At 44.2% G+C, this 12,201-nt stretch carries 15 protein-coding genes; 6 read left to right on the top strand and 9 right to left on the bottom strand.

Features of this window, described 5'->3' with window-relative positions:
- Nucleotides 1-212: 212 nt before the first annotated feature.
- From cmk to C7457_RS05055, 5 genes are read right to left on the bottom strand one after another with little or no spacing between them, the layout of a single operon-like run.
- Nucleotides 213-866 (bottom strand): (d)CMP kinase, encoded by a 654-nt coding sequence (cmk, locus tag C7457_RS05075; RefSeq protein ID WP_121170619.1) that lies wholly within the window; start codon nt 864-866, stop codon nt 213-215.
- On the bottom strand, nt 863-2,176 hold the full coding sequence (locus tag C7457_RS05070) for a nicotinate phosphoribosyltransferase (RefSeq protein ID WP_121170617.1): 1,314 nt from the start codon (nt 2,174-2,176) through the stop codon (nt 863-865). Before C7457_RS05070 ends, cmk begins: the two co-directional genes overlap by 4 nt.
- Nucleotides 2,176-2,835, bottom strand: a complete 660-nt coding sequence (locus C7457_RS05065) for an endonuclease III domain-containing protein (RefSeq protein ID WP_121170614.1) — start codon at nt 2,833-2,835, stop codon at nt 2,176-2,178. Before C7457_RS05065 ends, C7457_RS05070 begins: the two co-directional genes overlap by 1 nt.
- The gene (gene kdsA, locus C7457_RS05060) at nt 2,825-3,613 is read right to left on the bottom strand and encodes a 3-deoxy-8-phosphooctulonate synthase (RefSeq protein WP_121170607.1); all 789 of its coding nucleotides are present in this window, start codon (nt 3,611-3,613) and stop codon (nt 2,825-2,827) included. The genes C7457_RS05065 and kdsA overlap by 11 nt, the downstream gene beginning before the upstream one ends.
- Nucleotides 3,610-4,362, bottom strand: a complete 753-nt coding sequence (locus C7457_RS05055) for a pseudouridine synthase (protein WP_121170605.1) — start codon at nt 4,360-4,362, stop codon at nt 3,610-3,612. The genes kdsA and C7457_RS05055 overlap by 4 nt, the downstream gene beginning before the upstream one ends.
- Nucleotides 4,363-4,416: 54 nt before the next feature.
- Here C7457_RS05055 and deoC point away from each other — a divergent pair, with 54 nt between their 5' ends.
- From deoC to C7457_RS05025, 6 genes are read left to right on the top strand one after another with little or no spacing between them, the layout of a single operon-like run.
- Nucleotides 4,417-5,082 carry a deoxyribose-phosphate aldolase gene (gene deoC, locus C7457_RS05050; RefSeq protein WP_121170603.1) on the top strand — a complete coding sequence of 222 codons (666 nt, stop codon included), beginning with the start codon at nt 4,417-4,419 and terminating at the stop codon, nt 5,080-5,082.
- Nucleotides 5,048-5,893 (top strand): bifunctional riboflavin kinase/FMN adenylyltransferase, encoded by an 846-nt coding sequence (ribF, locus tag C7457_RS05045; RefSeq protein ID WP_245939589.1) that lies wholly within the window; start codon nt 5,048-5,050, stop codon nt 5,891-5,893. The genes deoC and ribF overlap by 35 nt, the downstream gene beginning before the upstream one ends.
- Nucleotides 5,883-6,803 carry a GTPase Era gene (gene era / locus C7457_RS05040; RefSeq protein ID WP_121170599.1) on the top strand — a complete coding sequence of 307 codons (921 nt, stop codon included), beginning with the start codon at nt 5,883-5,885 and terminating at the stop codon, nt 6,801-6,803. Before ribF ends, era begins: the two co-directional genes overlap by 11 nt.
- Nucleotides 6,804-6,815: 12 nt before the next feature.
- Complete coding sequence (locus C7457_RS05035; protein ID WP_121170597.1) at nt 6,816-7,208, top strand: hypothetical protein; 393 nt, start codon at nt 6,816-6,818, stop codon at nt 7,206-7,208.
- Complete coding sequence (locus tag C7457_RS05030; protein ID WP_121170595.1) at nt 7,208-7,633, top strand: hypothetical protein; 426 nt, start codon at nt 7,208-7,210, stop codon at nt 7,631-7,633. The genes C7457_RS05035 and C7457_RS05030 overlap by 1 nt, the downstream gene beginning before the upstream one ends.
- Nucleotides 7,623-8,351 carry a pseudouridine synthase gene (locus tag C7457_RS05025; RefSeq protein ID WP_121170593.1) on the top strand — a complete coding sequence of 243 codons (729 nt, stop codon included), beginning with the start codon at nt 7,623-7,625 and terminating at the stop codon, nt 8,349-8,351. Before C7457_RS05030 ends, C7457_RS05025 begins: the two co-directional genes overlap by 11 nt.
- Here the strand turns inward: C7457_RS05025 and hisH are convergent.
- From hisH to C7457_RS05005, 4 genes are read right to left on the bottom strand one after another with little or no spacing between them, the layout of a single operon-like run.
- Complete coding sequence (gene hisH, locus C7457_RS05020) at nt 8,338-8,955, bottom strand: imidazole glycerol phosphate synthase subunit HisH (protein WP_121170591.1); 618 nt, start codon at nt 8,953-8,955, stop codon at nt 8,338-8,340. The genes C7457_RS05025 and hisH overlap by 14 nt on opposite strands.
- The gene (locus C7457_RS05015) at nt 8,952-10,535 is read right to left on the bottom strand and encodes an MlaD family protein (protein ID WP_121170589.1); all 1,584 of its coding nucleotides are present in this window, start codon (nt 10,533-10,535) and stop codon (nt 8,952-8,954) included. Before C7457_RS05015 ends, hisH begins: the two co-directional genes overlap by 4 nt.
- Complete coding sequence (locus tag C7457_RS05010) at nt 10,528-11,307, bottom strand: ABC transporter ATP-binding protein (RefSeq protein ID WP_121170587.1); 780 nt, start codon at nt 11,305-11,307, stop codon at nt 10,528-10,530. Before C7457_RS05010 ends, C7457_RS05015 begins: the two co-directional genes overlap by 8 nt.
- The gene (locus C7457_RS05005) at nt 11,304-12,089 is read right to left on the bottom strand and encodes an MlaE family ABC transporter permease (protein WP_245939588.1); all 786 of its coding nucleotides are present in this window, start codon (nt 12,087-12,089) and stop codon (nt 11,304-11,306) included. Before C7457_RS05005 ends, C7457_RS05010 begins: the two co-directional genes overlap by 4 nt.
- Nucleotides 12,090-12,201 lie beyond the last annotated feature (112 nt).

Genomic DNA, 12,201 nt, shown 5'->3' with positions numbered 1-12,201 from the left:
TTTCACTGAAAACCTGCGGAACACCTCAATTGAAAGCCTAAGTAGGCTTGCTCTCTCTCCGCAGGTGCGTGTCCCTTATTCTCCTGTCAAAGACCTCTTTCGTTCAGCGGCCTCTAATTTAGGCCTTTTGTCTTCCTTTGTCAACCTCTTTTGAGGCTTTCAAACTTGACGCTGGGAAATATAGGAAATCCCATTTCCTGTGTCAATAGATTTTAGGGGTCTATTAGCTTTTTAACTTCGTTTAAAACTTGCTCAAGGCTTTTGCCTGTAGAGTCTATAATAACTGCTCCCTTAGGGACTGTAAGGGGAGCAAATTTCCTGCTTTTATCCTTTTTGTCCCTCTCTACCACTTCCTTAAGGACCTGCTCGTAGCTAACTTTGAACCCCTTTTCTACCAGCTCCCTGTATCTCCTTTTAGCCCTTTCCTCCGGAGAAGCTGTAAGGTAGATTTTCAGCTGGGCTTCAGGGAAGATGTAGGTTCCTGCATCTCTACCATCTATTACAACTTTCTTTCCCTGTGCTAGGTTCCTTAGGATCTTTACAACTACTTCCCTTACCTCTCTGTGTTGGGCTACCTGAGATGCAAGAACTCCTCCTTCAGGTGTTCTTATTTCCTCAGTTACATCTTTACCGTTTACGAAGACTCTTGAGCCTTTGAGTTCTATTTTAAGTTTCTTAGCTATTTCCAGAACTTCTATTTCATTATTTAGGTCTATTCCCATTTCTTTTGATGCAAAACCTATTGCCCTGTAGATTGCTCCACTGTCAAGGTGTGTATAGCCGAACCTCTTTGAGATTTCTTTTGCTAATGTGCTTTTACCGGCTCCCGCTGGACCGTCTATCGTTATTATTCTCGGATTGATCATTGGTCCTCCGTTAGTTCCTTCTCAAGTTTCTCGTAGAGTTCCTCAAGTTCTTTACTCACAACTACAGGGTAGTAAGCTTTTGAGTAGATATCTTTAAGCTGAGGCGGTAGTTTACTTAGGTTTTCCAAACAGTATTCCCTTGCCTCAGTGAGGGTCGGTAGGTTCTTTACTCTCTTTCCATCCTTTACTACAAGTTCAAGGAGAGGTTTACCGGTGTGCTTTTCACTCTCAAGGGTTAGTAGATCTTGACCTTCCTGTCTAAATACTTGCTTCTTACCCGGATACATTTTCTTTCCGGGGCTCATTTTCATTATCGGTCGGTTTCCGATTTGAACTAGCTTGTAAACAAAGTCTATGTAGGGAGAGTCGGCGGAAGTTCCGACTTTTGTTCCAACTCCGAAAGAGTCAACTGGAGCTCCCTCCCTCACTATTTGGGCTATTCTGTACTCGTCCAAACCTCCGCTGACTATGATTTTGCAATCTGTAAAGCCTGCCTCGTCTAGGAGCTCCCTTGCTACCTTTGAAAGTTTAACGACGTCTCCGCTATCTAGCCTAATTCCTTTTAGCTTTACTCCAAGCTCCTTTGCAACTCTTATCGCCCTTTTTACTCCCTCTACCGTATCGTAGGTATCAACTAGTAGGACTGCTTTTTCCGGAAATGCTTTAAGGTAAGCCCTGAACGCCTCTTCCTCACTGTTAAAGGCCATTATGAAAGAGTGGGCTACAGTCCCAATTACTGGAATTCCAAAGAGTTTGCCGGCTAGAACGTTGGACGTTCCGTCAAATCCTGCTAAGTAGGTTGAATATGCAACCTTGATTCCTGCATCTACTCCGTGGGTTCTCCTTAGTGAAAAGTCTGCTAACTTCCTTCCACCTGAAACTGTATATACCCTTGCAGCTTTGGAAGCTATTAGTGAAGAGATATGAACTTGGTTCATTAGAGTTGTTTCTAATAGCTGAGCTTGGTATATAGGGGCTTCAACCCTTATGACTGGCTCATTCTGGAAGAATATTTCTCCCTCTTTCATTGAGTAGATTTTCCCGGTAAACCTGAAACCTTTTAGGAAGTCAAGGAAGTCATCAGGGAAAATCTTTAAGGAGTAGATGTAGTCTATATCTTCATTTGAAAAGTGGAGGTTTTCTACAAATTCAACAACCCAAGGAAGACCTGCAAAAATAAGGTAGTTCCTGTTTTTTGGGAGCTCCCTCGTAAAGAGCTCAAAGGAGGCTTCTTCCGTTTTTCCATTTTTAAAGTAAGCGTAAAGCATTGTTATTTCGTACAGGTCTGTTAGTAGAGGGGATATACCCATTACCTGCTCCTTTCAACTCCGATTTTGGGACAAAGCTCGTTTACAGGGCACTGGGAGCACTTTGGAGATGTTGGGTGACATATGGTTTGACCTAAGGCTACTAAGAGCTTATTAATCTCCTTCCAGAGTTCCTTTGGTAATTTCTTCCTTAGAGCCATTTCCGTTTCTTCAGGGGTTTTCGTCTTAACGTAGCCGAGCCTGTTTGTTATCCTGTGAACGTGGGTATCAACACATATTCCGTCTTTACCGTAGGCTTCAGTTATTACAAGGTTTGCAGTTTTCCTTCCAACTCCCGGTAGTTTTAGGAGCTCCTCAAGGGAGTCTGGAACCTTTCCTTTGTAGTTTTCAACGAGGATTCTCGCTATCTCTTTTAACTGTTTAGCCTTTCTTTTGTAAAAACCTACCGGGTATATCAGGGAAGCTATTTCCTTCTCTTTCAACTTTAGGAGTTTCTCCGGAGTGTCTGCAACCTGAAAAAGTCTGTTGGCTGCCTTTGCCGTTACTTCGTCCTTCGTCCTTAAACTCAAAACAGTTGCTACGAGTATTTTAAAAGGGTCACTACCACTTTCTGCCATAAAGCTTACTACCGGTGGGTTCCACTTTTTGTACTCTTTCTTTATTCTGTTTAAGATTTCTTTTATTCTCTTATTATCTTCCATTAAAGAGCTCCCTAACGGACTTTTCAAGTCTGAACAGTTTACCAATTAAAGGTTTAAATTCCTTCAAAGGTACCATGTTGGGACCGTCTGAAAGGGCTTTATCCGGTTCTGGATGGGTTTCAAAGAATAGACCATCTACACCAACTGAAACTGCTGCCCGTGAAAGGTAAGGAACGAACTCCCTATCTCCTCCGCTCACCCTTCCAAGACCGCCGGGCTTTTGGACTGAGTGGGTTGCGTCAAATATAACCCTGTCTGAAAACTCCTTCATTATTGGAATTGAGCGAAAGTCAACGACAAGGTTATTGTACCCGAAGGTGGTTCCCCTCTCAGTAGTCCAGACCTCTTTTCCCCCGCTCTTTCTGACTTTTTCTACTGCGTTTTCCATGTCCCAGGGAGCCATAAACTGGCCCTTTTTAATGTTCACCGTCTTACCGGTTCTTGCTGCAGCTACTAAAAGGTCCGTCTGTCGGCACAGGAAAGCTGGAATTTGAATGACGTCAACGACTTCTGCAACCTCTTCTGCCTGCCAAGGCTCATGTATGTCTGTTGTTACTGGAAGGGAGAACTTCTCTTTAACCTCTCTTAGGATTTCAAGCCCCTTTTCTATCCCTGGTCCCCTGTAAGAGGAGAGGGAGCTCCTATTAGCCTTATCAAAGGAGGCTTTAAAAATGAAGGTGTGCTCGGGATGAGCGGACTGGAGCTTCTTAGCAGCTTTAGCCACCTTAAAGACCGTTTCTCTATCTTCAATGACGCAAGGCCCTGCTATTACTATCACTTTTCCTCCATTCCTGCAGCCTGCTTTAGCTTTTTAACCTCTTCGGGAGTTAATTCCCTGTAGTGGCCTTTTGGAAGGTTCCCCAGTTTAACTGGCCCTACTGCAACCCTCTTTAACTTTAAAACTCCATGGTCAAACCTGTCAAAGAAGCGCCTTACCACTCTGTTCTTTCCCTGGTCTATTGTTATCTGAACGTAAGTGTTCCTTCCCGTTTTGCTGGGGTGAAGGAGCTTAACGTCAATGGGTTTGATGAAGAACTTCTTTCCCTTATCGTCAACTAAGAGAGCCCCCTTCCTCATCCTCTCTATTTCTGCAGGCTTTACCTTTCCCTTGACCTTCGCTATGTAGGTTTTCGGGACGTGGTAGCGGGGGTGGGCAAGCCTGTCTGCAAGCTCACCGTCATTTGTCATTATCAAGAGGCCTTCGGTGTTGTAGTCTAACCTTCCAACTGGGAATAGGCGAACAGGGTAGTGTCTAAAGTAGTCGGCGACGATTGGCCTTTTATCGCCGGGAGCCCTCTCCATAGCAGTTAATACTCCCTGTGGCTTGTTAAAGGCTATATAAACAAACTTCTTCGGGAGCCTTACTCTTTCTCCGTCAACCTTTACTACGTCCTTTTTGGGGTCAACTTCAACTGCAGGGGAATCAACTATTTCCCCGTTTACCTCAACCCTTCCCTGTTTTATGAGTTCCTCTACCTTTCTCCTTGCTCCAAGTCCTGCGTATGCTAAAAACTTGTTAAGCCTCATTTTTATCCTCCTGATAAAATCTTAATTTAAACCTCATGTTATTTGGAGTTAACCATGGATGAAGAGTTTCTCCTTTCAAAGATAGACTATTCCGTCTTGAAGGCTACGGTTGTAAGGGCAAAAGTCCTTGAAGCTGCTGAAGATACTAAGAGGTACGGTTTTGCAACTCTGTGCGTTTTCCCAAAACACGTTTCAACGGCAAGGTTAGTCCTTCCGAAGGAGAAGGTCTGTGCCGTTATAGGTTTTCCCCTGTCTACAGTCCCCACCGAACTTAAGCTGAGTGAAGTTTCTTACGTTTTAAATCAGGGAGCAGGGGAACTTGACGTTGTAGTTGACCTTGGTGCCGTTAAAGAGGGGGACTGGGCCTCTATAGAGAGGGAGCTCTTAGAAATTAGAAATGAAGCTTCGGATGCAGTTTTAAAACTTATACTGGAGTGCTGCTACTTAACGGAGGAAGAGAAGAGGACTCTCTGCCGCCTTGCCTCTGACTGTGGCTGGGATTTCGTTAAGACTTCTACAGGTTACGGTTCCTATGGAGCAACTATAATCGACGTTGAGAATTTAAAGGACTGGTGTGGAAAGGGGGTAAAGGTTAAGGCTGCAGGGGGAATAAGGACTTTAGAGGAGGTTAAGCGATTCCTAAATGCAGGGGCAGATAGGATAGGTACTAGCAGTGGGGTTGAGATTGCAAGGAGTCTGTTGCACGGTAGGGAAGTTTAACGCCTTCCACGTTGGCCATAGGAAGTTAATTGAAGAGGCAAGGAAGAGGTGTGGTAACGTAAAGGTAATCTCAATAAGGGGGAAGGGAATTGAGCTCCTTTCAGATAGGGAGAGGAGAGAGATAATTAGGGACTTAGGAGTTGAGGTTATTGATATTCCATTTTCCAAAGTAAAAGACCTCTCCCCGGAGGAGTTCTTTAAGCTCTTAAAGGACTTTGGCTGTTCAAAGCTTATCGTTGGTAAGGACTGGAGGTTTGGAAGGGGAAGGAGCGCTGGGGTAAAGGAGGCCTTAAGGCTGGGGAGGGAGTTTGGAATAGAGGTTATCCCTGTTGATACGGTTGAGTTCAACGGGGGGAAGGTAGGAACGAGCAGGATTTTTGACCTCCTTTTACAAGGGAATGTTGAGGAAGCTAATGAGCTCCTCGGTTTTCCCTTCTTCGTTATTGGAAAGGTTGTAGAGGGGAGGAAGTTGGGAAGGAAGATTGGCTTTCCTACGCTTAACGTTGACGTAGGGAGGGAGCTCCCCCTTAAAAGGGGTGTTTACGTAGTTAGATTGAGCTTTGACGGTAAAAGCTTTTACGGCGTTGCAAACTATGGGGTGAGGCCGACTTTTGGCACCTTAGAGCCCCTCTTAGAAGTTCACGTTCCTGAAGAGAACCTTCCTTCCCTTTACGGTAAAGAGGTAAGAGTTGAGTTTTTGAAGTTCTTAAGGCCTGAAATTTCCTTCAGTAGCGTTGAAGAGCTCGGCAAACAGATTAAATTAGACGTTAGAAAACTTAAAAGATTTTTGGAGGAGAGAGTTGGAAAGTAACGGTAAGAAGTTTAAGTCAGGTTACGTTGCGATTCTTGGAAGGCCGAACGTTGGGAAATCTACCCTCTTAAACAGCCTTCTGGGGACAAAAGTTGCCATAGTTACAGATAAGCCTCAAACGACCCGCCACAGGATTATAGGCGTAAAGCACATGGAGGACGCTCAGATAGTTTTCCTTGATACTCCGGGAATTCACAAGGAGAAGTTTGAACTTAACAAGTACATGAACGAGATTGCCTTTAGCGTTATTCCCGATGCAGACGTTATCCTCTTCCTCATTGACGCAAGGGAAGGTCTTACTGAGGCAGACAGGAAAATTCTTGAGAGGATCGGTCAGGAGAAGAGGAAGGATACGAAGGTTATCGTTGTTATAAACAAGATAGACGGGGTTAAGAAGGAGGAGCTCCTACCCCTCATAGATCAGATCAGTAAGGAATTTCCCTTTGTTGATGAGATTGTTCCGATTTCTGCCACCAGGGGAACGAACCTAGATAGGCTCCTTGACCTGATAGTTAAGTATCTACCTGAAGGCCCGAAGTACTACGAAGAGCACATGGTTACCGACCAACCGCTGGAGCAGTTCATAGCGGAGATAATCAGGGAAAAGATTATGCTCTTAACGAGAGAGGAAGTCCCCCACGCTACAACTGTTCAGGTTGTAAACATTCAGCCTGGAGACAAAAATCCCGATATGCTTGTAATTGATGCAGACATAATAGTTGAGAAGGACTCTCAGAAGGCGATAATAATAGGAAAGGGCGGTCAGAGGCTGAAGAAAATAGGTCAGCTTGCCCGTGAGGAACTTGAGCAACTCTTAGGTAAGAGGATTTACTTGAGGCTTTGGGTTAAAGTTAAGGAGGACTGGAGGAGTAGGCCTGAACAGCTTAGGGGTCTTGGCTACTCGTACTAAAGGGGTGTATAGATGAATAGAGAGTTAAAAGCTTTCCTTATCTACGCTTACATCTACATCTTTATCTACATGTTGAACAGTCTACTTCTCTGGCTCTTTATGAAGTTTAACCTTCCTCCCCTTTTAGGTACTTTCCTGCAGGCCTTAATTATGATTTCAGGTCTTTACTTTTCCTACATTAAGATTATTTCTAAGTACTTTGGAGTTGAGGATAGGAGGAGGCTCACTATAGGTTGGCTTTGGCAGTTTGTTCCCTTTGTCTTAATAGCCTTCTTCCTCCTTTTCTTTTCATTTTACCTGTTTAAGTACCCGTCCCTCGCTATTTTTATCTACCTAAACCTCTCCTTAGTTGCTCTCTACTTTACTTTCAAGTACTCACTTAAGAAAGTGGTTGGAGAAGGCTAATGGGGAAATACCTTCAGGGAGCCGCCTTTTACCTTTTCGTCTACTTTATTCTTGGCCTTATAAATAGTGGAATAATGTACTTTGCCACAAAGTTCCTACACGTTATTCCGGTTATAACTATCTCTTTTTTAATGTTCTTAACGGTTTTCGTTCTATTCTTTGCATTTAAAAAATCACTTGAGCTCTTCATTTTAGAGGATATTAAATCAGTTCCCCAGTGGAAGGTAGTTATCAGCTGGCTATTCCACTTTATCCTCTTCGTTTCTGTAGCCTCTTTAGTAGAGCTGAAGGTTCTTCCAACCCTTGGAAATCCAAAACTGATTAAAGTTGCTACTGTTTTTTCAAACCTTGTTATCTTCTTTGTCTTCTACTGGCTGGTAGTTAAGGCTTTTATTGAGAAGAAAGGAGGAGATCTTGAGGCTTGATAAGCTCCTTGCCGAGGCAGGTTTTGGAACCCGCTCTCAGGTTAAGAGGTTAATAAGGAAGGGGCACGTTACAGTTAACGGCGAAGTGGTGAAAGACCCTGCCTACCAGGTTGACCCGGAAAGGGATGAAGTTTTAGTTGATGGCGAGCCTGCTATCTACGAAAGGGATTACTACCTTATTCTCAATAAACCTGAAGGCTACGTTACCTCAACCAAGGATAGGGAACTTACGGTTATGGAGCTCGTTAGCGATATTCCCCGATTTGAAAAGCTCTTTCCGGTTGGCAGGCTTGATAAGGACGCAGAGGGCCTCCTTCTAATGACTACCGACGGGGAGCTTGCCCACAGGCTTACCCATCCAAAGTGGAAAGTTCCAAAGACCTACGAGGTAGTTGTTGAGGGAAGGTTAAGTGAGGAGGAAATTGAACCTTTGAGGAAGGGGGTTGAGCTTAAGGAATTTAAGGCTCAACCTGCAGTCGTTGAGATTTTGGAGGTCGGTGAAGAGGAGTCTAGGGCAAGGATAACGATAAAAGAGGGGAAGTACCATCAGGTTAAGAGGATGTTTGCCGCAATCGGCCATCCAGTTAAGGCTTTAAAGAGGGTTAAGTTCGGGAGTTTAGAGCTTGGGGAGCTCCCTCCGGGAGAGTACCGCCACCTTACAGATGAGGAGGTTGATAGGTTAAGGAGGGAAGTAAAGCTTCCCCCTAAGAGGAGTTAACAATCCTTAGGAAGTTTTCAAGGAGCTTCAGCCCAACCCTCTGGCTCTTTTCCGGGTGGAACTGGACTCCAAAGACGTTATCCTTCTCAACAGAGGATGTAAAGTAGATTCCGTAGTCCGTTTCTGTAAGAGTAGTTTCTCTTTCCTCTGGCTTAACGTAGTATGAGTGGACGAAGTAGAAGAAGTCCCCTTCCTTGATGCCCTTTAGTAGGGAGCTCTCCTTTCTCCTGTAGACCTGGTTCCACCCCATGTGGGGGATTTTGTATTCCTTTGGAAGTTCAAACTTAACAACTTCTCCCTTAATGAAACCAAAGCCTTCGTTCTCCCCAAACTCGTAGCTCTTTTCAAAGAGGAGCTGGAGGCCTAAACATATTCCAAGGAGAGGTTTTCCCCTTTCAACCTCTTTAACTATTGCCTCCCATAAACCTTTACCTTTTAAGTTCTTCACAGCGTCCTTAAAGGCTCCAACGCCGGGGAGAACTATACCTGAAGCCTCTTTTAAGTCTTGAGCTCTATCTGAAACCTTTACCTTTGCTCCAACGTGTTCAAGGGCTTTACTAACGCTCCTCAGGTTTCCCATTCCGTAGTCAACTACTACAATCACTTTATCCCTCCTGGCATTGAACCGAGGAAGTACTTAATGTCCTCATCTCCAAATAGGACACCGGCTCCAATGTAGAAACCTCTCCACTTGTGGTAGAGGAGCTCGTCTCCTCCTCCGTAGATAAACCAGTTCTTCTTAAAGAAGTACTTGGCTCCGATCCTTAAGTGGGGAGGAATGTCATCTCCGTCTGAGTCTTTCCTACCTGTATCCCAAATGTCTGACATAAAGGTTAGTTTATCGTTAAAGATGTAGTCAAGACCAAATCCTCCTGTACTTTCCTTGAGACCTCCCCTTAGGACGAAGGAGCTCCCCGGATGGAGCCAGTTATCCTTAAATACCCTTGCGTACTGGAGTGTGAACTCCGTTCTGTAGTCTGTCTCAATCTCTTCCTTGCGGTAAGGATGGCCTGAGGTCTCTATGTAGTACTTCTTCCTCTCAACCTTACCCTGAGAGTCTCCGACGACTTCAATAAGATAGTAGTGGTCCTGGGAGGGGACAATCTGGAGTGAAAAGATTCCCCTTCCTTCTCCGTTTCTGGTGTTTACGTCTCCTCTAAAGCCTATGTAGGTTTTTGTCTTTTCAATCTTCTCAGAGAGTTTACCCAGCGTATCGGCAGTCTTTGTTAGGCTGGCGTAGAGTTTCTCATCGTTAAAGAGCTTTCCCACTGTACCTTTACCTTCGTTAACCTTTGAGAGGAGCTCTTTAAGCTCCCTTGTCGTCTCCTCTATGTTAGTAAGTGTTTCCTCAATTTTTTTGCTGTTTTCCTCGTTTAGGAGTTCCTTTAACCTCAAGCTCATCTCATCTAAGTTTTTGGCTATTTGGGGAGCTCTCTCAGAGGCTTCTCTCAAGTTTACTACTAACTTCCTAATATCTCCTCTGTTTTCGTAGGTTATCTCAGAGAGCTGTTCTGTTAGCTGGTTTACGTTCTCAACTACTTGGGGTAAATCCTCCCTTAAGCTCTCAGTTAAGGCCATAGTATTTTCAAGAACTTTCCTTATACTTTCCTTGTTTTCTGAAACAAGGTCACTGAACTGATTAACTGCTCTGTTAACACTGTCAGTTAACTTAGCTACTTTATCCATAATAACTGCAAGTCTGTTCCTTCCATCTGGAGTTATTAGAGCCTGATTGAACTTTGTTAGAAGTTGATTTAACGAGCTTAAGACTTCGTCGGTTGAGGCGGGAATCTGGGTGTTCTTAATTTCTGATCCGGGGGGTAGGGGAGGGGCCGGAGGTCTTCCCGGGTCAATCTCAACGTACTTTTCTCCCATCAGTCCCATAGTTTCAATCTTCGCAACTGCATTTCTGTAGAGCTTTACAGGTTTCGTAAGGGTTATCCTAACAACGGCCTTACCGTCCTTAACCTCAACAGAAGTTACCTTACCTACGGTGACTCCTGCAACCCTAACGGGAGCGTCCTTCTCAAGGCCTGCTGCATTTTTGAACGTTATGGTGTAGAAGTAGTTCTTTATTCCCCTCTTAAACTTCATAGGCTCTACGGTTGTAGCTATAACTCCTAGGCCTATCAAACTTGCAACTACGAAGGCTCCTACTTTTGCCTCTAAACTGAGCTTACCCATTTTTCTGCTCCAGAACTTCAGTTATTGGCCCTTCAGGTTCCCCGTTTATAAACTGTTTAACTACAGGATTTTGGCTCCTCTTTATCTCCTCAGGAGTACCTATTTCAACTATTTTTCCCTTAAAGAGGATTGCAATCCTATCTGCTATCCTAAAGGCACTGTTTACATCGTGGCTTACAACGACACAGGTCTTCTTAAACTCTTTCCTTAACCTCAAAATCAGCCTATCAAGGATTGCAGTCATAACAGGGTCTAGACCGCTTGTCGGCTCGTCAAAGAGGATACACTTTGGGTTCATACACAGGGCTCTTGCAACGGCGACCCTCTTCCTCATTCCTCCCGAAAGTTCACTCGGGTATAGATCTTCAGTTCCAGATAGACCCAAGAGAGAAAGGTAGTGGCGGGCTTTTTCCCTTGCTAATTTCTCCTTAACTCCCTTTTTCTCAATTAGGTAGAATGCCACGTTGTACCAGACTGGGTATGAGTCAAATAGGGCTCCACTCTGAAAGACGTAGGTTAAGGTTTCCCTGAACTTCTCCTTTTCCTCTTCATCCTTCAGGTTAAGGACGTCTTTCCCGTAAACGAGAATCCTTCCCTCATCGGGTTTTATCAGTCCTGCAATCTGCTTTAAAAGGACGCTCTTTCCGGTTCCTGAAGGTCCCATTATTACGAAAATCTCTTCATCGTAGACTGTAAAGGAGACTCCATCGTGAACTTTTTTAGTTCCAAAGCTCTTCTTTAGGTTCTCAACAACTATTGCCTTCTCTCTCATAGGTTAAAGAGCCTCAAGATATAAGTTATCAAGTAGTCAAAGATTAGTATTGCTATTGAGGAGCTTACTACAGCTTTAGTTGTAGATTCTCCAACTCCCTTGGCTCCTCCCCTCGTGTAGTAGCCGTAGAGACAGCTTATCGTTGCAACCAGAAAGCCAAACACTGCTGCCTTTATTAGACCGTGGTAGACGTCGTTCATATCTGTAAAGTCCTGGGTATACCTGAAGTAGAGGGTTTTGTTAACTCCGAATAGGTACACGCTTACAACGTATCCGCCTATGTACCCTATTATGTCTGAGATAACCGTTAGGAAGACGAGGGATATTACTGAGGTGTAGATCCTTGGAGTTATTAAGAACTTTATCGGGTTAACTGCCATCATCTCAAGGGCATCTATCTGCTCCGTTACCTTCATTGTTCCGATTTCAGCTGCCATTGCAGAGCCTGAGCGGGCTGCCACTAAGAGGGCAGAAAGGACTGGTCCAAGCTCCCTTGCCATTGCTATTGCAACTACCATTCCAATCATGTATTCTGCGTTAAACCGGTGGAAGGCTTTGAAAGTTTCAAGGGCTATAACTCCTCCTGTGAAGAAGGAGGTGATGGCAATAACCGGAAGGGAGTCTGCTCCTATCGTTGCAAGGTAGTAGATGTACCTGTTTAACCTTAAGGGCCTCTTAAATGCAAGGAGTAGTGCCTTAGTTGATAGGATAAACCACCTTCCCCAGAACTCAAAGAAGGAAATTACTCCACTTCCTATTTTCTCAAGAAGTTTTATAATCAACTTGTCTCCTTGACTTTAGAGCTCTTTTTATTCGTTTAACCGGTTTGAATTATACTCCAAAAACCCCAAATTTTCTTAAAATTTCCCATTACCTTTAGCTTTGTTAAAAAGT

Source organism: Thermovibrio guaymasensis, from assembly GCF_003633715.1.
Lineage (GTDB): Bacteria > Aquificota > Aquificia > Desulfurobacteriales > Desulfurobacteriaceae > Thermovibrio > Thermovibrio guaymasensis.
This window is presented reverse-complemented; position numbering and strand designations above follow the sequence as displayed.